General features: G+C 67.3%; 18 protein-coding genes. 9 read left to right on the forward strand and 9 right to left on the reverse strand.

Annotated features, from left to right (window positions below):
- Positions 1 to 226 precede the first annotated feature (226 nt).
- The 3 genes from recF to dnaA all read right to left on the reverse strand — a co-directional run bounded on the left by recF (position 227) and on the right by dnaA (position 5,724).
- On the reverse strand, positions 227 to 1,456 hold the full coding sequence (recF, locus tag ACFVMC_RS06115; protein WP_379207308.1) for a DNA replication/repair protein RecF: 1,230 nt from the start codon (positions 1,454 to 1,456) through the stop codon (positions 227 to 229).
- Between the two features lie 93 nt (positions 1,457 to 1,549).
- Positions 1,550 to 2,710 (reverse strand): DNA polymerase III subunit beta, encoded by a 1,161-nt coding sequence (dnaN, locus tag ACFVMC_RS06120; RefSeq protein WP_379207310.1) that lies wholly within the window; start codon positions 2,708 to 2,710, stop codon positions 1,550 to 1,552.
- A gap of 872 nt (positions 2,711 to 3,582) precedes the next feature.
- A complete protein-coding gene (gene dnaA, locus ACFVMC_RS06125) occupies positions 3,583 to 5,724 on the reverse strand; it encodes a chromosomal replication initiator protein DnaA (RefSeq protein ID WP_379207312.1) in 2,142 nt (713 codons plus the stop codon).
- Positions 5,725 to 6,308: 584 nt separating this feature from the next.
- Between dnaA and rpmH the strand changes: the two genes are divergently transcribed.
- The 9 genes from rpmH (at position 6,309) to ACFVMC_RS06170 (ending at position 13,364) form a co-directional block, all read left to right on the forward strand.
- Complete coding sequence (rpmH, locus tag ACFVMC_RS06130) at positions 6,309 to 6,452, forward strand: 50S ribosomal protein L34 (protein ID WP_209885332.1); 144 nt, start codon at positions 6,309 to 6,311, stop codon at positions 6,450 to 6,452.
- 21 nt (positions 6,453 to 6,473) lie between these two features.
- The gene (gene rnpA, locus ACFVMC_RS06135) at positions 6,474 to 6,935 is read left to right on the forward strand and encodes a ribonuclease P protein component (RefSeq protein ID WP_379207314.1); all 462 of its coding nucleotides are present in this window, start codon (positions 6,474 to 6,476) and stop codon (positions 6,933 to 6,935) included.
- On the forward strand, positions 6,932 to 7,282 hold the full coding sequence (yidD, locus tag ACFVMC_RS06140) for a membrane protein insertion efficiency factor YidD (RefSeq protein ID WP_379207316.1): 351 nt from the start codon (positions 6,932 to 6,934) through the stop codon (positions 7,280 to 7,282). The genes rnpA and yidD overlap by 4 nt, the downstream gene beginning before the upstream one ends.
- Before the next feature lie 4 nt (positions 7,283 to 7,286).
- Entirely contained in the window at positions 7,287 to 8,378 is a 1,092-nt protein-coding gene (gene yidC, locus ACFVMC_RS06145) for a membrane protein insertase YidC (protein ID WP_379207318.1), read from the forward strand.
- A gap of 137 nt (positions 8,379 to 8,515) precedes the next feature.
- Complete coding sequence (locus ACFVMC_RS06150; RefSeq protein WP_379207852.1) at positions 8,516 to 9,022, forward strand: protein jag; 507 nt, start codon at positions 8,516 to 8,518, stop codon at positions 9,020 to 9,022.
- Positions 9,023 to 9,158: 136 nt separating this feature from the next.
- Positions 9,159 to 9,881 (forward strand): 16S rRNA (guanine(527)-N(7))-methyltransferase RsmG, encoded by a 723-nt coding sequence (rsmG, locus tag ACFVMC_RS06155; RefSeq protein ID WP_379207320.1) that lies wholly within the window; start codon positions 9,159 to 9,161, stop codon positions 9,879 to 9,881.
- Positions 9,882 to 10,359: 478 nt separating this feature from the next.
- Positions 10,360 to 11,310, forward strand: coding sequence for a ParA family protein (locus tag ACFVMC_RS06160; protein WP_379207854.1), 951 nt, complete (start codon positions 10,360 to 10,362; stop codon positions 11,308 to 11,310).
- Positions 11,311 to 11,358: 48 nt separating this feature from the next.
- The gene (locus ACFVMC_RS06165) at positions 11,359 to 12,414 is read left to right on the forward strand and encodes a ParB/RepB/Spo0J family partition protein (RefSeq protein WP_379207321.1); all 1,056 of its coding nucleotides are present in this window, start codon (positions 11,359 to 11,361) and stop codon (positions 12,412 to 12,414) included.
- Between the two features lie 230 nt (positions 12,415 to 12,644).
- The gene (locus ACFVMC_RS06170; protein ID WP_379207323.1) at positions 12,645 to 13,364 is read left to right on the forward strand and encodes a GNAT family N-acetyltransferase; all 720 of its coding nucleotides are present in this window, start codon (positions 12,645 to 12,647) and stop codon (positions 13,362 to 13,364) included.
- Between the two features lie 63 nt (positions 13,365 to 13,427).
- Here the strand turns inward: ACFVMC_RS06170 and ACFVMC_RS06175 are convergent, their stop codons facing one another.
- The 6 genes from ACFVMC_RS06175 to ACFVMC_RS06200 form a co-directional block, all read right to left on the reverse strand.
- Entirely contained in the window at positions 13,428 to 14,621 is a 1,194-nt protein-coding gene (locus ACFVMC_RS06175) for a peptidoglycan-binding protein (RefSeq protein WP_379207325.1), read from the reverse strand.
- Between the two features lie 326 nt (positions 14,622 to 14,947).
- Positions 14,948 to 15,274, reverse strand: coding sequence for a thioredoxin (trxA, locus tag ACFVMC_RS06180; protein WP_379207327.1), 327 nt, complete (start codon positions 15,272 to 15,274; stop codon positions 14,948 to 14,950).
- Positions 15,275 to 15,307: 33 nt separating this feature from the next.
- Positions 15,308 to 16,288, reverse strand: a complete 981-nt coding sequence (gene trxB, locus ACFVMC_RS06185; protein WP_379207329.1) for a thioredoxin-disulfide reductase — start codon at positions 16,286 to 16,288, stop codon at positions 15,308 to 15,310.
- Between the two features lie 90 nt (positions 16,289 to 16,378).
- Complete coding sequence (locus tag ACFVMC_RS06190) at positions 16,379 to 17,188, reverse strand: hypothetical protein (protein ID WP_379207331.1); 810 nt, start codon at positions 17,186 to 17,188, stop codon at positions 16,379 to 16,381.
- A gap of 74 nt (positions 17,189 to 17,262) precedes the next feature.
- Complete coding sequence (sigM, locus tag ACFVMC_RS06195; protein WP_379207856.1) at positions 17,263 to 17,874, reverse strand: RNA polymerase sigma factor SigM; 612 nt, start codon at positions 17,872 to 17,874, stop codon at positions 17,263 to 17,265.
- Between the two features lie 274 nt (positions 17,875 to 18,148).
- A complete protein-coding gene (locus ACFVMC_RS06200) occupies positions 18,149 to 22,384 on the reverse strand; it encodes a murein biosynthesis integral membrane protein MurJ (protein ID WP_379207333.1) in 4,236 nt (1,411 codons plus the stop codon).
- Positions 22,385 to 22,419: the final 35 nt, after the last annotated feature.

Genomic DNA, 22,419 nt, shown 5'->3' on the forward strand with positions numbered 1-22,419 from the left:
CACACCTACCCCGCCGGGATGGAAATCCCGTGGTCAGCGGCTCGAACGCCCAAGATCGAACGTCTGTTCGCCCCGGTCACGTGGGTGTTCTGCATATTCCACAGTGTTCGAGCCATCGGGTCGCGATACCGCGGTGGTCATGAGCGAGCCGAGTTGTCCACAGAACCTGTGGATAACTTCTTCCCGCTGGTAATACCGCCGATCCGGCGCCTCGGCGCTGCGAACTCTACGGGAGATCACCGGACTCGCGCTGCCCCGAATCGAGGTCGAGCGAACCCGGCGCGGCGGGCCCGGCCGGGCGGATCAGGGAGGTCCGATGATCGGCCGCGCCGGTGGTTTCCACCCGCAGCGGGGTCGCCTCGAGCTCGGCGGGGACATCGTCGGGAACCGCCGCGGTGATCAGCACCTGCTCCGCACCCGCCGCCACCTCGGCCAGCGCGGTGCGCCGCCGCCGGTCGAGTTCGGCGAACACGTCATCGAGCAGCAGCACCGGCTCGGTGCCGCCCGCGCGTAACAGCTCGAACGCACCCAGCCGCAGCGCCAGCGCGAAAGACCACGATTCCCCATGACTGGCAAAGCCTTTCGCGGGCGCGCTCCCCAGCAGCAGCTCCAGATCATCGCGGTGCGGGCCGACCAGGCAGACGCCGCGCTCCAGCTCCCGGGTCCGCGCGATCCCCAACTCGCGCAATACGATCGACTCCAGCTCGGCGGTGTCCTCGGCCCGCGGCTCCCGAGCCGGATCGAGCAGCTCCGGGGGCAGGTAGCCGCTTCGGTAACCGATTGCGGCGGGCCGGGATTCGGGCGCGATCGAGGAATAAGCCTGTGCGAGTTGGGGATAGAGTTCGTGCACCAGTCGCAGCCGCTGGGCCAGCAGCACGGCGGCATGCGTCGCCAGATGCCCGTCCCACACATCCAGGGTGCTCAGGTCGGCTTTCGAACGCGCCTGCCGGCCAGCGGTTTTCAACAGGGCCGAACGCTGCCGCAACACCCGGTCGTAGTCGGCGCGCACCGCCGCCAGCCGCGGGAGCCGGGTTGTGCACAACTCGTCCAGGAAGCGCCGCCGCTCTCCCGGATCGCCGCGGACCAGCGACAGATCCTCCGGCGCGAACAGGACGGTCTGCAGAATGCCGAGAATCTCACGCGGCCGCCGCACCGGCGACCGGTTGATCTGCGCGCGATTGGCCGCCCCGGAATTCAGTTCGACATCGATGCGCAATTCTCGACCGGTATTGACCACGGTGGCGCCGACCCGAGCCTTGGCCGCGCCCAGGCGGATCAGCGGCGCGTCGGCGGCGACCCGGTGGGAGGCGAGAGTGGCCAGGTAACCGATTGCCTCGACGAGGTTGGTCTTGCCATTGCCGTTCGATCCCAAGAAGACCGTGCGGCCTGGGGATAATTCCAGCTCGGCCTGTTCCCAGGAGCGGAAATCACGCAGTGACAGTGCCCGAATGAACATGGACTATCCCAGCCCGACCTGCGGATGAACCCGGCCCACGGCGAGTGGACCGGGTTCGACCCGGTTATGCACAGACGTTTGCACCCCTGGGGATCAGCCCGGCAACCGGACCGGCATCAACAGGTAGATGTAGGGGCTGGCCAGCGCGGCGAACGATCCGGAATCGAGCACTTCGGGCTCGTTCTCGCTGGCGGGCAGCAGCACGGCGGGACGGCTCGGGGTGGTGAACCCGAAGGTGACCCGGTCCGAGTGCAGCGCCGAGAGCCCGTCCACGAGGTAACCGGGGTTGAACGCGATGGTCAATGCCTCACCGCGGAAATCGGCCTCCAGCCATTCCTCGGCGCGCCCGGCGTCGTCGCCACCGGCCGACAGCAGCAGACCCTCGGTGGAGAACTCCAGGCGCACCTGGGCACCGCGCTCGGCCACCAGGGCGACGCGCTTGATGGCCTCCGAGAGCGCCGACACCGACAGCGTGGCGATCGAGGTGTGCTCCTTGGGGAGCAACTGGCGGAACTTGGGGAATTCGGCGTCGAGCAGGCGCGTGGTGGTACGGCGGCCCGCATTGACGATGCCGAGCAGGCCATCCGAGCCCGCACCGGTCCCCAGGGACAGCTGAACGGGCGCGTCGGTGGCGCCCAGGGTCTTGGCGGACTCGGAGAGCGTCTTGGCCGGAATCAGCACCGAGGTCTCGATATCGGCCTGCTCCGGCTTCCACTCGATGTGGCGCACCGCGAGCCGGAACCGGTCCGTGGCCGCGAGGACGACATTGGCGCCCTCGATCTCGACCCGGATGCCGGTGAGCATGGGCAGCGTGTCGTCGCGGCCGGCGGCGACGGCGACCTGGCCGACGGCCTCGGCGAAGACGTCCACACCGAGTTCACCGGTCTGCTGGGGGACTTCGGGCAGCTGGGGATAGTCCTCGACCGGCATGGTGGGCAGGGAGAACTTGGCGCTGCCGCAGCTGATCAGCACGCGGGTGCCGTCGACGGAGACGTCGACGGGCTTGTTGGACAGGGCCTTGGTGATATCGGCCAGCAGGCGACCGGAGACCAGGACCTCGCCCGGACCGGCGACCTCGGCGGCGACCCGCATCTGCGCGGACACCTCGTAGTCGAAACCGGAGACCGTGAGGCCGTCCTCGTTGGCAACCAGGAGCACGCCACCGAGTACGGGCACCGGCGGCCGGGACGGGAGGCTGCGTGCGACCCAGGCGACGGATTCCGCGAAATCCTCACGGGCGACCCGAAACTTCATGCTTTCCATCGCCCGATCTGTCCTCTCCCATTCCTGGAGTCGATGCTGCCGTGATCCGTGTGCGGTGGCCGAACGTCGTCAGAGGGTACTGGATCGGCCGCCTTCGAAGTCTGGCACAGGCGACCGACAACAAACCGTACTCGTCTCACCCGCGTAGACCTAGCCCGACCCTCCGGTGTTCGCACCAACCGGTGACAACTGTAGATGCGTGCGGACTCGATCGGCTTCCTGTCCTCCGAGGCGTCTTTCGGTGAGTGGCTCGGTGCGTGAGCCGACTCGATCAACTTTCCACACAGCCTGTTTTCAAGAGATCTCTTCTAGAAGAAGAACTGAAGTAGTAGTAGGCACTGTGGAATCTGTGGACTGCGCCTGTTTTCGCAGGTCGCGATGCCTGGCGGCGTGGGGATGACCGGCGGATGACTCGAGGATGAACCGAGGGTGTCTGTGGACGTCGGAAAGTTGTCCCCGATTCATCCTCGAGTGCTCCTCGAGTTGTTCCACCGGATTCACCCGGTTGTGCACATATGTGCAGGAACGAGTGCACAACTCGAGGATTCCTCGAGGACTCCCCAGGGACTCCTCGAGGAATCCACAGGGGTTAACCGACAGGCTGCCTGGTCAGTGCCTGTGGGTAGCCATGGTTGTTAGCACTGGGGACAACCGGGTGTGAGTGACGGCTCCCAGGCAGGTTCCACAGGGTGTGGGGGAATCGGTGGACAAAGCGGTGGATTCCTCGAGGAGTCCCCAGGAATTCCTCGAGGAATCCACAACCCAAAAAAGTGCACTGCCCCTGGTCAGAGGCAGTGCACAAGTGTGGATTCAACAGCCGCGCCGGGCTGGTGATCGTGGGTGTTAGTGGATTCTTCCCGCGGCTAGCGCGAACGCTGCTTGATGCGTGCGGTGAGCTCCTGCACCTGGTCGTAGACCCGGCGGCGCTCGGTCATCTCCTTGCGCACCTTCTTCTCCGCGTACATGACCGTGGTGTGGTCGCGACCGAACGCCTGGCCGATCTTCGGCAGCGACAGATCCGTGAGCTCACGGCATAGGTACATCGCGATCTGCCGGGCCTGCGCCAGCGGGCGGGCCTTACCGGGACCGGTGAGTTCCTCGAGCGTGGTGTTGAAGTACTCCGCGGTCACGGCCATGATCGTGGCCGCGTTGATCTCCAGCGCCGCGGTCTCCGGCATCAGATCGCGGAGCACGACCTCGGCCAGCGGCAGATCCAGCGGCTGGCCGTTCAGCGAGGCGAACGCGGTCACGCGGATCAGCGCGCCCTCCAGCTCCCGGATATTGCGCTCGACCCGGCTCGCGATCAGTTCCATCACATCGTGCGGCACATCGAGTCGATCCATTCGCGCCTTCTTGCGCAGGATCGCGATCCGGGTCTCCAGCTCCGGCGGCTGCACATCGGTGATCAGACCCCACTCGAAGCGGGTGCGCAGCCGTTCCTCCAGCGTCGCCAGCTGTTTGGGCGGCCGGTCCGAGGACACCACGATCTGTTTGTTCGCGTTGTGCAGCGTGTTGAAGGTGTGGAAGAACTCTTCCTGGATGCCTTCCTTGCCCTCGATGAACTGGATGTCGTCGACCAGCAGGATGTCGGTCTCGCGGTAGCGGCGTTTGAAGGCCACCTTGCGGTCGTCGCGCAGCGAGTTGATGAAGTCGTTGGTGAATTCCTCGGTCGAGACGTATTTCACCCGCATACCAGGGAACAGCCGCTGGGCGTAGTGCCCGGCCGCGTGCAGCAGATGCGTCTTGCCCAAACCCGAAGCGCCCCAGACGAACAGCGGGTTGTAGGCCCGCGCGGGGGCTTCCGCGATGGCGACCGCGGCGGCATGCGCGAAGCGATTGGATGCGCCGATGACGAAGGTCTCGAAGGTGTACTTGGCATTGAGACTGGCCGAGGAACTCGGCGCGGGCGTCTCCTGGGTCTTGGTGAAATAGGTAGGCCAGGAGTTGCGGGCGCTCACGACGGGCTCGTCGCCGTCCTCGTGGTCGGGATGCGCGGGCCGGGTGTCGCGGGGCGGCTGCTGCTCCCGGACCGGCTGGTGCGCGGCGGTGCGGGCGGGCTCGGGTTCGTCATGCCGCGGTGGGCGGCCGGCCGACTCACGGCCGCGCATCGCGACAGGTTCGGGAGTGAACAGCGACTCCTGCCCGGGCGGCCCGGATTCCCGGCGCGTGGACTGCCCGTTGGACCGCGGCGGCGGTTCGGGCGCGGGTGCGGTCGGAGCGGGCGCCGGGCTCTGATAGTCCGGTGCGGAGTAGTAGTCGTCGGCCGCGTACTCCGGGGACGGTTCGTACTCCTGTGACTGGTAGCCGGATTCGTAGCTCTGGGCGGGCTGGTACTCCGCGGCGGGCGAGTACTCACCGTCGCCCGGTTGGTATTCGGGCGTTGTCTCGTATTCGGCGGCGGGGCTGTACTCCGCACCGGTGGCGTTGTAGTCGCCCGGCGCGCTGTACTCGCTGGTGCTGCCGTAGTCGCCGGTGTCGCCGTACTCGCCGTATTCACCGGTGCTGTTGTATTCGGGTGCTTTGTTGTACTCCGGCGCCGTGCCGTACTCCTGCGTCGTGCCGCCGTACTCGGTAGCGGTGGCGTATCGCTGTGTCTGGCCGTACTCGCCGCGGGCCGCGTAGTCGGGTGCGGGCGCGCGGCGCGGTTCGCGGCGTTCCGGACGGCTGGTCATCCGCGCGTGCCGGGGATTGGCCGCGGAGCGTTCGCTGGTCGACTGCGGTGGTGCGGCGATGCGCACGCCCAGCCCCTCGACCTGGGGGCCGAGCCGACGACCCAGGGAACGCAGAATCGGTTCGCGCAGATCACGTTCGATGGCCTCCTGGGCCAGCGACGAGGGCACCGAGAGCAGGGCGAAGCCCTGCGCCACGGTGATCGGCTTGACCAGCTTCAGCCAGGCCTGCTGTGCTCGGGTGACCGGGGGGATGGCGCCGTCGGGCGAACCGGTGGTGAGCTCAGCGATCACCTCGGGCCACACAGTGGCCAACACGTTCTGCTCGTCGTCCATGCAGTGTCCTCCCCAGTAGTTGTTCGATAGGAACGCAGACGACCTGGGCGTTGTACCGTGAGCCCGAGCGCTGTTAGGATTCTCCGGTTCCAGGTAGCGGCGAAGTCAGCCGTCGGCCTACGAATATGCCACCGGAGGGGTGTTTCCACACAATTATCCACAGATGTGGAAAACCCTGGGGACATGTGAATCCGGCGTCAGCTCGGTCGGTGTGTCGCATCTACCAGCGGATCTTCAGCTATTAAGCAGCTATCGACGCTTGCCGTGCACATGTCCGTGCCCAGGGGTGTTGATAACCGACCGTTCAGTCCACAACCGGTCCCCGCCCTGAGCTGGCCCGATGACCGGCTTCACAGGGGCTGAGTTTGACCCGAATCTGGCGGATCAGTACCCTCGTACAGTCACCCCTTGGTGCGGTGGCGGTCCTGTGCTGACCGCGTTGAGGTCGTAACCGACCCTCTGTGCGCCAGGACCGACGCGCATCGATGACGACCGCAAGTTTTGCGTGACTCAGCATCGCGCACCCATGTTTTACCGACCAGCTATCGGGCGCACCCGCGCCCCCAACTCGAGGAGTGTTGACCGTGGCCAAGGGCAAGCGGACGTTCCAGCCGAACAACCGTCGTCGGGCGCGCGTCCACGGCTTCCGCCTCCGGATGCGGACCCGTGCGGGCCGCGCCATCGTTTCCGCGCGTCGCGGCAAGGGCCGCAAGACCCTGACTGCCTGATCCTCGCATTCGGACGCTCGGGTGTTGCCTGAGCCGTATCGGTTGCATCATCGTGCCGACTTCTCCCGGACGGTGCGCCGCGGCCAGCGAATCGGGAGGCGAGATCTGGTCGTACACGCGCTCGTGCACGGGTACGACGGAATCGTGGGCACGACGGAATCCCGGCCGGAGACCCAGGGGGCGAAGCCCCGTGGCTCCGGAGGTATCAGCGCATCCCTCGGACCGGTTTCGGTGGATGCGCTGATCCGCGTGGGCGGTCCGCGATTCGGATTGATTGTCAGCAAGGCGGTGGGCTCCGCGGTGATTCGACACCGGGTAGCCCGCCGCCTGCGTCATATGTGCGGCAAGGTGATCCACGATCTACCCGCCGAGACCGATATCGTGATTCGTGCGCTGCCCGGCGCGGCCGACGCCAGCTCCGCGGAACTACTCCGCCAGCTCCAGGGCGCGCTGCGCAAACTCGATGGGGCCCGGTCGTCGTGAACAGCCTCACGCGGCTGCCGGCTCGCTTGTTGATCTTCTTGATCGAGCTGTACCGGACCTACGTCTCCCCCACCCGAATGCCGGTGTGCCGCTTCACTCCGACCTGCAGTGAATACGCAGTCACTGCGCTGCGTACCCGCGGCCTGTTCGTCGGACTCGGTTTGACGGCCGTGCGATTGCTCAAATGCGCGCCCTGGCACCCTGGTGGATGGGACCCCGTCCCGGAGCGCCGCGCACGCGCCCGGGACGCGGCAGCCGCCGACACTGCCGCGTCGGCAGCGGCGCCACAAGCTTGTACAGGATCACCGTCCGCGGTGATCGGCGAACCGAACGACGGGAGTGCATAGAGCCGTGCTCGACTTCATCTATTATCCGGTGTCCTGGATCCTCTGGTTCTGGCACCGGGTCTTCGCGGCCATCCCCGGCCTGAGCGACAGCAGCGGCATCGCCTGGGCGCTGGCGGTGGTGTTCCTGGTCTTCACCTTGCGCATCGTGCTCTACAAGCCGTTCGTGAAGCAGGTCCGCACCACCAAACAGATGCAGGAGTTGCAGCCCCAGATCAAGGAGCTGCAGAAGAAGTACAAGAACGACCGCCAGAAGATGGCGCTGGAGATGCAGAAGCTCCAGAAGGATCACGGCTTCAACCCGCTGATGGGGTGCCTGCCGATCCTGGCGCAGGTGCCGGTCTTCCTCGGTCTGTTCCACGTGCTGCGTTCCTTCAACCGGACCGGCCACGGTTTCGGCCAGCTCGGGATGAGCATCCAGGAGAACGCCAACACTCCGAACTACGTCTTCAATGCCGCCGATGTGCAGTCGTTCCTGAGTGCCCGGCTCTTCGGCGCGCCGATCTCGGCGTTCATCACCACCCCGGTCAGCGAGCTGCAGGCGTTCGCCATCGACGGCGCGCTGCCCTCGCGTGTCGCTATTGCCGCCGTCGCGATCCCGCTGATGGTCATCGCCGGTCTGGCTACGCACTTCAACGCTCGCGCTTCGGTCGCGCGGCAGAGCCCGGAGGCCGCGGCCAATCCGCAGGCCGCGCTGATGAACAAGCTGGCGCTGTGGGTCTTCCCGCTGGGCGTGCTCGTCGGTGGCCCGTTCCTGCCGATCGCCATCCTGCTGTACTGGGTGGCGAACAACATCTGGACCTACGGGCAGCAGCACCTCGTCTTCGGCCGGATGGCCAAGGAAGAAGAAGAGAAGAAGCAGCAGAAGCTGGAGCAGCGCGCGCAGAACGCCCCCAAGCCGGGCGCGAAGCCGGTCAACACCAAGAAGAAGCCGGCTGTCGACGCCGAGCCCGCCGACGCCGTCGAGGACGCGGCGGACACGGTCGAGCGGGCCGCGACGAACGGCACCGCGAAGCCGAAGAGCGCGGCCCAGCGCCGCTCGGGCGGTGGGCAGAAGCGCCCGAACCGCGGCCGCGCCAACCAGAAGCGGCGACGCTGATCGCCTTCGCGCACTAAGCAGCAACCCCTTGATCGCGTACCACCCGGCGGCGATGGCCAGGCGGTCGCGGCGAGCAGATGAAGGAAAGCCAAATGACTGTTGAGACCGACGGAGGGGACGCCACAGTGGCGACGACGATGGTGAGCGCAGACACCGAACCAGCCGATGTCGTCAGTGACTCCGAGGAAGCTCTGATCGAAGAGGGCGAGATCGCGGGTGACTACCTCGAGCAACTGCTCGACGTGCTGGATTTCGACGGCGATATCGACCTGGATGTCGAGGGCGATCGTGCGGTGGTGAGCATCGACGGCGGCCGCGATCTGTCGAAGCTGGTCGGCCGCAACGGCGAAGTGCTGGACGCGCTGCAGGAGCTGACCCGCCTCGCGGTGCAGCAGGCGACCGGTGTGCGGAGCCGACTGATGCTGGATGTGGCGGGCTGGCGGGCCAAGCGTCGGGAGGAGCTGAGCGCGCTTGGCACCGCCGCCGCGCAGCGGGTGCTGGAATCCGGTGCCCCCGAGGCGCTTGCGGCCATGACCCCGTTCGAGCGGAAGATCGTGCACGACGCGGTCGCCGCTGTCGACGGGGTGGAGAGTGAGAGCGAAGGCGTGGAGCCGAACCGCCACGTGGTGGTCGTTCCCGCTTGATCCTGGGGGACGGCGCGTTTCGTCACCCTGACGTTTTGGACAGGGCCTCCGGTCTATGGACCGGGGGCCTTCTCCATGTCCCGGGCGCGGTCGGCCGCGGTCGGTTCAATACTGTTGACTCATCAGACGCGGAAGGATGTTTCACGTGGAACGGGATCTCGGTGAAAGCACTCCCCTGCCAACCGAGTTGGAGCCGCCGGCCGAAGCCGCCCGGGTCTTCGGCGACCGGTTGGATATCGCCCGGAAGTACTGCGCGGCGCTGGCGACCGCCGGTGTGGAGCGTGGGCTGATCGGTCCGCGTGAGGTGCCGCGGCTCTGGGATCGCCACATCCTCAATTGCGCGGTGCTCGGCGAGCTGATCCCCGAAGGCGCGACTGTTGTCGACATCGGTAGTGGTGCCGGGCTGCCCGGTATCCCGCTCGGAATCGCGCGACCGGATCTGCGCATCACTCTGGTGGAACCGTTGTTGCGCCGCACTATCTTCCTGAGCGAATTCATCGACGCGGCGGGCCTGGACATCACCGTGGTGCGCGGCCGTGCCGAACAGTCCGGCGTGATGAAGGAAGCGGGCGGCGCGGACATCGTCACCTCGCGTGCGGTGGCCCCCTTGGCGAAACTGGCGCAGTGGTCCCTCCCGCTACTGCGCGACCACGGCCACATGCTCGCGCTGAAGGGCGCCAGCGCAGCAGAGGAATTGGAACGCGACGGTGAGGCGCTGACTCGCGCGGGCGCGAGCAATTTCCAGGTGCTCGAATGCGGCGTCGGAATCGTCTCCACCCCCACCGTCGTCATCAGCGCCGAACTGCTCCCCCGCGCTGAACGCGCTCCGCGTCGGCGCGCCAACAAGTCTCGCGGCTGATCCCGTCGCCTCGCGAACGTCGGGGCGCATCAGGTCAGCCCCGGTTGCCGGTTGTTCGATTTGTTGTCGCCCACTTGCTCGGCGCGTGGTCCGTCGGGGCCACGGCTGTCTCCTGGGCGAATGTCGGGGTCCATTCTCATGTTTCATGTGAAACAGCGCACGTGGCGTGTGCTGTCGGATGTGCGCGGGCGCGTTGTTTCACATGAAACATGGGCGGCTGTGGCGGGCAATTCGCTTGTCCTGTGCGCCGCACCGCGATTCAGCTTTCTAATCCCGGCCGGTGCTGGCAAGCTATGTCACGTCGGGCGTGAGCGTTGGTGCCACGAAGGAATATTGGGATTCGATCCGACTCAGCTGTTTGAAGTCACATGCGTCGGCGTTGGCCGGTGGTGCGTGATCTGAAGTTCTCGCGTTAGGAGCTGTTATGTCGAGCGGTCCGGCGAATGTTTCACGGGAAACTACGTCGCGCGTGCCGGGGATGCTGGACTCCAGCAACCTCGACCAGGAAGCATTCGGAAGCACACCGTTCGGGCACATCTCCCCCAGCGAGACCCCGATTGCCGCCGAAGCCCAACGCGCCAGCCAGATATTGCATCCAGGAAAGGTGACTGTGCCAAAACCGCACGAGCAACGCATCATCACCGTCGCCAATCAGAAGGGCGGCGTCGGTAAGACGACAACCACGGTGAATCTCGCGGCGGCCCTGGCGCATCAAGGCATGACGGTGCTGGTGATCGATCTCGATCCGCAGGGCAACGCCAGCACCGCACTCGGTATCGAACACCACTCGGGTGTTCCCTCCAGCTACGAACTCCTCATCGGCGAGGTGTCGGTGCAGGAGGCGATCAAGACGAGTCCGCACAACGAGCGGCTGCTCTGCATCCCCGCCACCATCGATCTGGCGGGCGCCGAGATCGAGCTGGTTTCCATGGTGGCCCGTGAGGGTCGGCTGAAGGCCGCTATCGATCAGGCGAATATCGCGGGCTACGAGATCGATTACGTCATGATCGACTGCCCGCCGTCGCTCGGCTTGCTCACCGTCAACGCGCTCGTGGCGGCCAAGGAGGTGCTGATCCCGATTCAGTGCGAGTACTACGCACTGGAGGGTGTCGGGCAGCTGCTCCGCAATATCGGTCTGGTGCAAGCGCACCTGAATCCCCAACTGCACGTGTCGACGGTGATCCTCACGATGTACGACGGCCGCACCAAACTCGCCGACCAGGTGGCCGACGAGGTGCGCGGCCACTTCGGCGACGTGGTGCTGCGCTCGGTGATCCCCCGCAGCGTAAAGGTCTCGGAGGCACCGGGATACGGCATGACGGTGCTCGATTATGATCCAGGCTCCCGGGGTGCGATGAGCTACCTCGACGCCGGTCGGGAGATGGCCCAGCGGGCAATGAACAAGGCCGCCGCCGGCGGCGCGGCGTAGCCAGTTGATGGGTGTGGGTTGGCGGACGAGAAAGGGATCGGTAGGCCGATGAGTCAGGCGAAGAAGGGCGGGCTGGGACGCGGACTGGCCGCGTTGATCCCCACGGGCCCGGCAGCCGAACCGGGTCTGGGCGCCACCCACGGCCTCGCGCCGGGCATGGGCAGCGCGGCGGCCAATGTGGTGATCGGCGTCGATCCGATCGGCCCGCAGCCGGCGTCGGCCTATCTGCATCGGGTTCCGGATCCTGCCGATGATGACGAGCTCGAGGTGAATGCGGCGGGCGCGACCTACCGCGAGATCCCGCCGTCGCAGATCGAACCGAATCCGAAGCAGCCGCGCAGCGTCTTCGAGGAGGAGGCGCTCGCCGAGCTGGTGCACTCCATCCGCGAATTCGGGCTGATGCAGCCGATCGTGGTGCGCCGGGTGGCGCCCGGGGTGGATCGCTATCAGCTCGTCATGGGCGAGCGGCGCTGGCGCGCCTGCCAGGAAGCGGGGCTGGAGAGCATTCCGGCCATCGTGCGGGAGACCGCCGATGACGCGATGCTGCGCGACGCGCTGCTGGAGAACATCCACCGGGTGCAGTTGAACCCGTTGGAAGAGGCTGCGGCCTATCAGCAGCTGCTGGAGGAATTCGACGTCACCCACGAGGAACTGGCGTCGCGGATCGGCCGATCCCGGCCGGTCGTCACCAATATGATCCGACTCTTGAAACTGCCGATTCCGGTGCAGCGCCGGGTTGCCGCGGGCGTGCTGTCCGCCGGGCATGCGCGTGCGCTGCTGGGGTTGGAGGCGGGTGCCGACGCTCAGGAGGTGCTGGCCGCGCGGATCGTGGCGGAGGGCCTATCGGTGCGCGCCACCGAGGAAGCGGTGACGCTGGCCAATCGAGATCCGGACAATGCCGCCACTCCCCCGACGCCGCGCCGCAAGCCGATTCATATGCCCGGTCTCCAGGATGTGGCCGAGCGGCTGTCCGAATCGTTCGACACCCGGGTGACGGTGAGCCTAGGCAAGCGCAAGGGCAAGATCGTCGTCGAATTCGGTTCGGTCGAAGATCTCGAGCGCATCGTCGGCATGATGCAGCAGCAGCAGCAGGTCGACCAGTGACGAAAATCGCCCCGTAATCCCGGCAACTCCGTGGTCGCCGCCGAAACGTCACTGTGACGGCGCGTTTCGGCGCACCCCGATCGCCGGTCCGAACGGGATCTCTGACAACAGCACAGTGAGTGGAGTGAGGCGGGTTCTTTTGATCGCTTATTCTTGCTGGCGGGCAATAGCCACAATGCGGCGCGCGCGAACGCATGGATGAATCGGACAGCTGGAGGCTGAGCAGAGCGGTGTCGACCAGCGTCACAGCCCTTTCCCTCGGGGAACTCGACAAGCTCCCGGCACATGCCAGGCGCTGTGTCTTCTGGGAGATGGATCCCGCGGTAGTCGCGGATTCGCGTGAGTTCAGCGATCCGGTTTTCGAGAAGGAAGCGTGGCTGTCCACGGTTCTGCTGGAGTGGGGTTCGTGCGGACAGGTGGCCGCGGTGGACGGCAAGGTCGCGGGTTGCGCCCTGTATTCGCCGCCCAGTGCCGTGCCGCGGGCCGCGCTCTTCCCCACCTCCCCGGTCAGCCCGGATGCCGTCCTGCTGACCACGCTGCGGACCGAATTCCGGTATTCCGACTCGGAGGTACCCCACCGGCTGCTACAGGCGGTGGTGGCCGATCTCGTCCGGCGTGGTGTCCGCGCTCTGGAGGCGTTCGGTATTCGCAGCGGACCGGCGACCCAGGCTATGTCCGACCGATCGGTCGGTTCCATGATGCTGATGGAACGGATCGGCGCGCCGGTGCGGGAGAACCCGTCGAGTGATTGCTCGCCGGAGACCTGCATGATCGACGCCGACTTCCTGGAGGACGCCGGATTCGAGGTGGTCGCCGCGCATCACCGGTTCCCCCGGCTGCGGTTGGAGCTGAATTCCGATCACGGCTGGAAGGAAGACGTCGAGCGCGCGCTGGATCAACTGCTGGCCGCCGCCGAGCTCACCGTGCCGTTCCGGATCGGCGCCGGATAGCGGTCTCGGAAACGACAGTGCCCCGGCCGGATTCCGGCCGGGGCACTGTGCGGTTTCGGGGCGCTAGGCGCGATCGGCTGCCGCGAGTTCCTCGGCGAGCAGTTCGGCGAAGGTGTATGTGCCGGTGGGCTGGTCGTCCTGGCCGAGCAGATACAGCCGCTTCACCGAGATCAGGATGGCCTCGGCGATCACATCGCGCATGCGTGGATTGGTGAGTACCGAAGCGTCGTAATCGTTGGTCAGATAGCCGATATCGATCTGCACCGTCGGCATCTTGGTGAGCCGCAGCAGATCCCAGGTGCGCGCGTGGGTCCGGCAGTCCTGCAAGGAGGTGCGGGCCACCACTTCGCGCTGAATGAAACCGGCGAGCACCTGGCCGATCATCGAGACCGAGCCGTGCGAATTGCCGAAATGGAAGCCGGCCACACCGTTCGCGGACTGACTGGGATTGGTCGCGCAGCGCAACGAGATCATCAGATCGGCATCGAAAGCGTTGGAAGTGTCGGCACGTTCGGCGTCGGTGGGATTGGCGCCCCACGGACGGGACAGGAAGGTCTCCATGCCGGTGGCCGCCATCCGGCCCTCCAGGCGGCTGGCCAGATCCCAGAGGATCTCCGACTCGTACACGTCGCCGTACTCGGTGGGCACGGAGTGGCCCTTGTCGGGGCCGCCCAGACCCGGATCGATCACGATCCGCTTGCCGGTCAGCTGCGGGCCGGCCCGGTGCACGACCTCCTCCTCGGCGATCCGATGCGGATTGCCGCCGGTGACGCGGGCGCCCAGCAGTTCCAGCGAACGCAAGGTCTCCGGGCCGCAGATGCCGTCGGCGGACAGCCCGATCTCCCGTTGGAACGCGGACAGCGCCTCGTGGGTTTGTGGGCCGAAGTAGCCGTCGACCCGGTGGACGTAGAAGCCGAGATCTTGCAGGCGACGCTGCAGGGTCGCGACATCGTCGCCGTACAGCGGTGCGGACAGCTGATAGATCAGTGTGCGGGCACCCAGGCGGTAGGAGGCTTCCTTGAGCGCGCGATAGGTCGCGGGACCTACGACGCCGTCGACGAGCAGACCACGATGCTGCTGGAACGCGCGCACCGCGGAATCGAGCTGATGATCGAAGGACGCCTCGGTGTCCTTCCAGTACTCGCGCGCATCGGCATCGGCGCCAGCGGCGTGCGCGTGCAGAAACCCGAGACTTGCCAGGGTGCTCCGAACCTCTGCGACGGCTGGACCGGTATCGCCGTGACGAAGTCGGTGCATGCGTGAGAGCCCTTTCCTTCCGTCAACCCGGGTACCCACTCATGCGAGGGTTGACACCTTCGCACGACCGGAGCTGTGCTCGTTCGCACCGCCACGCAGGCTACCGGTTGGGCGGGCCCGGCGCTGTACGGCGCGTGGTCGATTGTCTCAGACCTGACCCGGAATTCGGCAATTCGCGGGGTCCAGGGCATCCTACGGCGCGTCGTGGGGCCGCGATGTCTGATTGACACCACGAATTACGGCACCGGGCCCTGGGGAACAAACGGGGAGATTACCCGATCGAACCCCGCAGTCTCACTGCGGGGTTCGTCGGAGAGTGAGCGGTGTCAGAGGACACCGTCGAGTTCGCGCAGCAGCGCGGCCTTGCCCTTGGCGCCGACGATCTGCTTGACCGGCTTGCCTTTCTCGAACAGCACCATGGTCGGAATCGACAGGATCTGGTACTCCTTGGCGGTTTCCGGGTTGGCATCCACATCCAGCTTGGCGATGGTCAGCTTGTCGCCGTGCGCGCCCGCGATCTCCTCCAGCACGGGGGCGACCATCTTGCAGGGGCCGCACCAGGTTGCCCAGAAGTCGACGAGAACGGGCTTCTCGCTGAGCAGCACGGCGTCGGCGAAGTCCTTGTCGGTGACGGTCACCGTATTAGCGGACATGGATATCTCCTCTGTGATGGGGATTTGAGGGTGTCAGTTCGCCGCGACGGGCTGGCCCGCGTGGTCGAGCGTGTTGGCGGTGATGTCGCCCTGCTCGGCCAGCCAGCGCTCGGCGTCGATCGCGGCGCGGCAGCCGGTGCCCGCAGCCGTGATGGCCTGGCGGTAGGTGTGGTCGACCAGATCGCCCGCCGCGAAGACTCCGGGGACCGCGGTCTCGGTGCCGGGATGCTGCACCTGGACATAGCCCTCGGCGTCCAGCTCGAGCTGGCCCTTGACCAGTTCGCTGCGGGGATCGTGGCCGATCGCCACGAACAGGCCGGTGGCGTTCAGTTCGGAGGTTTCGCCGGTCTTGGTGTCGCGCAGGGTGAGTGCGGTCACCTTGTCGGTGCCCTGCACCGCGATGACTTCGGCATTGAGCCGGAACTCGATCTTCTCGTTGGCCTTGGCCCGCTCCAGCATGATCCGCGAGGCGCGGAACTCCTCGCGACGGTGCACGATGGTGACCTTGCTGGCGAACTTGGTGAGGAAAGTCGCTTCCTCCATCGCCGAGTCGCCGCCGCCGACCACCACGATTTCCTGGCCGCGGAAGAAGAAGCCGTCGCAGGTGGCACAGGCGCTGACGCCCTTGCCGAGTAGGTCCTGCTCCCCCGGGATGCCGAGATAGCGCGCGGCCGAACCCATGGCGAGGATGATCGCGTAGGCGGAGTAGGTCTCACCGCCGACGGTGACCGTCTTGACCGGGCCGGACAGGTCGATCGCGTCGACGTCCTCGGTGCGGATGTCGGCGCCGAAACGCTTTGCCTGCTCCCGCATCTCGTCCATCAGGTCCGGGCCCATGATGCCTTCGCGGAAGCCGGGGAAGTTCTCCACCTCGGTGGTGGTCATCAGGGCGCCGCCGAACTGGGTGCCCTCGAAGAGCAGCGGCTGGAGTTCGGCGCGAGCCGCGTACACGGCGGCCGTATAACCGGCCGGTCCGGAGCCGACGATGATCAGGTCGCGAACTGGCGTAGTCATGGGGCCCTTCCGAGAGAAAAACGTGGGACTGTTCGGTCAACAACAGCCTAATGTCCGTTGTTCCCCGGGAAATCTACCTGCTCGGCGGGCCTAGCCGATGTCGGTGACGTTCTTCACCTGTGGATCGTCGGGTGTGCAGGTGGTGCCGACGACCAGCGCGGTGATCTTGCGGCCGTCCGCGCCGCTGAGCAGAATCAAGACGGCGTCGGCACCCTTGTACCGCATATCGGTGGAGCCGAGCAGCTTGCGATCGCCCAGACCGGCGGCGGCGACACAGGCATTGAGCGAATCGCGCGTCGCGAGTGTGCCGGTGACATCGAAGCGGCCGATGGCGCCCAGGGCGAAGGCGGCGGGAATGGTGTCGTCATCGACATCCGGGGTGGGCGGGGTCGGCGGCAGCGCGGTGGGGGTGCCGGGTGTGGTGGTGGTCTCGCGATAGATCTGGACCGTGATGCCCGCGCCGGTGAGCAACACCACGGCGGCGGCCGCGGCGGCCAGCCAGCGCAGTCGCCGGTCGCGGCGTTCGCGCCGGTCGGCCAGGGAGATCGGGGCGTCGGGGCGCTCGGTCGCGGAATGCGCTGTGGCGGACCCGGATTCGGGACTCGGGGCACCGAACAGCGGCCGGTGCACGGTCGCCTCGGGCATGGCGTCGTCGAGCCCTGCCAGGAAGGAGTCCAACCGGGCCGAGACATCGCCGGGCATGGGTTCGGGCTCCCGGTCGGCGAGCGCGCGCAGCGCGTTGTTCACCTCGTCGAGGGAGTCCAGGTAGGCCCGGGCCTGCGGATCCGCACGGACGACCGGCCAGAGCTCAGCACTGACCTCCGGCGCTAGATTGTCCGCGTGCAGATCGGCCAGCAGCTCCGGCGAGAAGGGAGGCTGCGGATCGGATCGGCTCGCCATCGCACCTCCAGTGGTCTCGTTCCGCCATGAAATACATCGTCTCGTTGTTCGTCACTATTAATGACGCATCCCGGCTACTTCCGGTTCCGTGGATCTCGGAGAAATTCCAGGCGTTCTTGTAAGCGTTGTCGGCCACGGGCGCAACGGCTCTTGATCGTGCCCTCCGGGACGCCGAGCATGGCCGCCGCGTCGGCCACGCTATACCCTTCCATCTCCACCGCGACCAGGGCGGTGCGCTGATCCGGCGGCAGGGTATGCAGGGCGCGCTCGACCACCATCGACATCTCCATCTCGGCGAAGGAGTCCCGGTCGTCGAGGGGTTCGGGCACGTTCTCCGGATCCAGCGACAGCGCCCGGCGAGCCTTGTTGCGCCGGATCCGGTCCAGACAGGCATTCACCACGATGCGGTGCAGCCAGCTGCGCACCTCGGATTCGCCGCGGAACGATCCGGCGGTGCGATGCGCGGCCAGCAGCGCGTCCTGGAGCGAATCGGCCGCGTCCTCGCGGGTGTAGGAGGTGCGCAACGCGGTCTGCCAGAGATGGTCGTTGTGGCGGCGCACCAGTTCGGTGAAGGCATGGCGCTGGCCGGCGGCGTGTGCGCGCAGCAGCTCGATATCGGAATGATCGTCGGGGGTGAACGGCCGGGTACGGAACGCGACCGGACCCGATGGTCGGCCCCCGCTCATTTCGGACAACAGCCACCCCTCCGACGGCGCTCACACGATTACGGCCAGGCCGACCGTGACCATCCATTTCCCGCGACATCCAGGATTCGAGACACTGTATCCCGGGAAGCTCCCACCAGAGAGCGCGTAGCGATCATAACCGGCGAGCGTGCCGTCGCAGACAGCCGGGACAGCCTGGCGCACTGCGGTTTTGGCGGAGTCGAGCGAATGGCGCGGGATGGACACGCGCAGGAGTGGCACGGAATGGACACGTGCCGGAGGCTTCGAGACCTGTCTACTTGGCGGCGTCGAAACGGAGATCGGCGATAGCGGTTTGGAACTGACCACCGGAATTACCGAGTCCGGTGATCCAGACGAGCACATAGCGGGCGGGTTGGTCGGCGCGCACCGAGATCTCGGTGACGCCCTCCCCTAGTCGCGCCGAGCCGATCAGCTGGGTCTGATCCAGTGTCGGAGCATCGGTGGGCGAGGTTCTTATCTCGACCGAGGTGCCCGGGCTGGGCGAGGTGATCGACACGGTGGTCAGCTTCGCCGGGCTCGGTAGCGTCGCCAGCAGCCCGATGCCCTTCTTCAGGGCGGGGAACTGCTGGAAGTACTGATCTGTCTTCCACACGGTGCCGGGATTGTGGTCCAGCACCGCGTTGACCGTGCCCGCGTTGTCCGGGGTGCCCTCGGGCGAGAACACCTCGACCTTGGCCACCGGCACCGGGACCCCGGCGGGTTCGGCAGCGCTCGGTGTCGCCTCCGCGCTGGGCGCGGCCGTCGGCGGGGCGGTCGCCTCGGTGGTCAGGCCGATATTGCGCTGCTCGTTGAGCGGCTGCTCGGACGCGGACGGTGCGAAGAAACTGACCATCCACCAGATCACGACGCCGACCACCAGCGCGGCCAGAATGCCCAGCCCGACCATGATCCACATCATCCGCTGGGACCGTTCGCGCTCCTGTGCGAGCAGCTCCGGATCGGCCAGCGATTCATCGATGGCGGCCGCCGAGGCGGCGTTCTGGCGTTGCCCCAATCTGAGCACCGGGATGAAATCGGTCTTCTGGTCGACCACCGACGCCTGCTCCAGCACGTGCTGGACGGTGGCCGCGGTGCGCACGCCCTTGTTCGACTCCAGCGAGCGCACGGCGACCGCGGAGATCTCGAAGGGCACCTCGGGCCGGATCTGACGCGGCTCCACCGGGGTTCCGTCGGGACCGAAATCGGCCAGGCGCAGTCCGCCGACCGTCGCCGCGGTGCCCGCCATACCGCCCGTGCGGATCGGCCAGCGCGCGGTGATCAGCGCGTAGAGCATGGCTCCGAGCCCGCGCACGTCGGACTGAGCGTCGGAATCGGACAGGGTGCCCGGGAAAGCGAGCACGGCATCGCCGGAAGCGCTGATCCGCACCCGATCCGGATGATCGATGGACAGCGAACCGCCACCGCGGTGCGCCAGCTCGGCCGCCGAGGCCAGCGCGCGGATAGCGCGCGCGGCGCCGATCGGCGAGGGCACGGTCTCGGCCATCTCGCGCAGCGAACGGCCCGGCGTCCACTCGGCGACCACGATGCCGCCGGAACTGCCGCGCACCACGTCGAGCACGCGGGCCAGACCGGGCGAATTGATCCGGCCCAGGCGCAGCGTGCGCGACAGGATGGCCTGCGGGCCGTCATGCCCGGAGTTGTCGGCCGACTTCTGATCGGCGTCGACGAAGGTGAGGGCGACCTCGCGGTCGAGCTTGATGTCCAGGGCCTGCCAGAACCGCAGACCGCGGGCGCCGCCGTGCGGCGCGAGCAGCCGGTAACGGCCACCGGCCACGGACGCGCCCGCCAGCAGCTTGGGCCCACGTGGGCCCGGGCCGCGGCGGCCCTGGTCCGGCGGCGGCGCCTGCAACGGCGGGATCGGGATCATCCCGGTGTCGTACATCGGATCGCGCGCGGGGCCTTCGCTGTCGCGTCGCCCCTGATCCGGAGTGGGTGGTTCGATGTCGGTCTCCAAACCGCCGGCTGTGGTCGCAGATGGATCGGCGGACGGGACGCCGCCCACCGCCGCGTCGTCGCTCACCCTCGGTCCTCCTTCGCCCTGATCTGTCGAGGTGCCGGCGAATTCGCCACTTGTGCTTGTCTGCCGAACAGGGTACGGGAACTCAACCCGCCCGGTGCGGTCAACGGCTACGTCACGAATGACGGGCAACACCATGGTCTGTGCGTCCATATACGGGTCGAAACCGGAGTAGCCGTAGGGATCCGGCCGCCGGAACACCTGTGTGGTGTATTCGTCCTCGACCGGGGCCTCGAGATCGAGATCCGGTGCGGGCGGCGTGATTCCGAGCCGCCGGGAAATCGCGACCGTAATTGCAACAATTTCAGGAACACCGGCGAGTCGCATCAGGCCGAACGCCACGGTGAGCAGCACGACCCCATCGATCGCCACCCGGATGAGCGAGCCGGGTCCGCCGAGTGCGTCCGAAAGTCGGTCCAGTCCGAGCACCGTGTCGACGATGAGCATCACCGCGCCGCCCGCGATCGAGGCCAGCACCACGCGGGTGATGGTCCGGCCGACATTGGCCATGCGCAGATCGCCGAGGCTGCGGTGCAGCAGGAAGCCGCCGATGCCGGCACCGACGGCGAAGCTGATCCCATTGACCGCGCCGAGCACGATCACGACCTGCTCGGGTGTCTGTGCGAGCAGCGGAGCCAGCGCCGAGAGCGCGATCTTGACACCAGTGATGCCCAGGATGATCCAGGTCGGGGTCCAGGCTTGGTGCCGGGCGTAGAAGACGCGCAGATGGATCAGCACCAGCGAGTACGGGATCAGCGTGAACGCCGACCAGGCCAGGGCCTGGCCGAGCCGCTCGGCGTCGCCGGAGAAGCGGGCGTACCCGAACAGCGCCTCGCCGATCTGCGGTCCCGCCAGTGTGAAGAAGGTGACGACCGGTACCAGCGCGATCATGCTCAACCGGGTGGCGACCGACAGGTCGTCGACCACGGCCGGGGTGTCGTCGGCGGCGGCATTGCGGCTCAGCCGCGGCATGATCGCGGTCAGCAGCGTGACCACCAGAACGCCGTAGGGCAGTTGCAGCAGCAGCCAGGTGTAGGAGTAGATGGCCGGGCCCGCGGCGTCGGCCTGCGAGGAGACGTGGTTGGCGAAGATCATGCCGACCTGGCTGATCGCCACGTACAGGATGATCGCGGCGCCCATGGTGCCGAATTGCCGCAGCCGCTCGTCCAGGCCCCACAGCGGGCGCAGGTCGATGCCCTCGCGCCGGATCGCGGGCAGCAGGCTCAGCGCCTGTACCACCACGCCGAGCGTGACACCGATGCCGAGGACCAGCAGTTTCGGGTCGCTCATGTGGACCGGATCGAGCGTGATCTCGCCGGGGGTGAGCGCGTAGAGCCCGAGGACCGCGAGGACCACCAGGTTGTTCAGGACCGGTGCCCAGGCACCGGGTTTGAAGTTTTCCCGCGTATTGAGGATCGCTGTGAGCAGGGCGGACATGCCGTAGAACAGAATCGCCGGGAGCAGCAGGAAGGTCAGCGCGGTGGTGAGCGCCGTGTTGACCTTGCCGTCGGCGTCGACGAAGACGTGGGTCGCCAGGATCGGGGCCAGCGCGGTGGTGAGCACCGTGGCGGTGAGCAGGACTGCGAAGGCCGCCGTGATCAGTCGCCGGGTGAAGGCCGCGCCGCGGTCCGGGTCCTCCTGTTCGGCGCGCACCAGCGTCGGCACCACGATCGCGCCGAGCACGGCACCCAGCACCAGTTCGGCGATCATGTTCGGGATCAGGCTGGCGGAGGTGAACGCCGACGCGATCTCCGGGCCGAGCACGGCCGCGAGCATGAGCACCTTGCCGAAGCCGGTGATCCGGCTGATCAGCGTCGCGACCGCCATCGAACCGGAGCTGCGCAGCAACCGTCCGCCCGCGCTCTCCTTCGATTCGGGCTGCTCGGGTTCCTTGGTGGTGGTCGGCCACTCCTGCGTATTGGTCCGCCGCTCCGGCCGGGCCCGCTCGGGCCGGCGCTGTTGCGCGGCCGGATGCGCGGGTGCCGGGTTGGGCTGCGGTGGCGGGTAATTCGGCGGTGCGGCGACCCGCTTGGCAGGTGGACGCGGCTGCCCCGACCGTGGTCGATCCGGTCGCGGCTGACCGGCCCGCGGACGTCCCGGCTGCGGTTGACCGGCCTGCGGACGTCCCGGCTGCGGTTGACCGGCCTGCGGTTGACCTGGCTGCGGTTGACCTGGCTGCGGTTGTCCGGATCGCGGACGCCCTGGGCGACCCTGCCCGGGCTGTGCTTGACCGCCGGGCGCCCGCCCGGGCTGACCGGGCGGTATCGGCGGCCGGGGCCGTCCGGGCGGGGGCTGCCGGCGTTCCTGCGGGGGGTAGGACTGCTGGCCGGGATGCGGGCGCGACCCCGGCTGACGTGGTTCGCTCCGGCCGGGCGGGGGCGGCACCGGTCTGCCGGGTTGCTGCGGCGGGCCGCCGGGCCGGCTGACCTGGGGTGGACGCTGCGGTCCACCGTGTGGATCGCGGTGGGTCATGCCCGGCTCTTCTCGCTCGGGCGGTGGTAGTCGGC

The organism is Nocardia sp. NPDC127579 (assembly GCF_042672005.1).
GTDB lineage: Bacteria > Actinomycetota > Actinomycetes > Mycobacteriales > Mycobacteriaceae > Nocardia.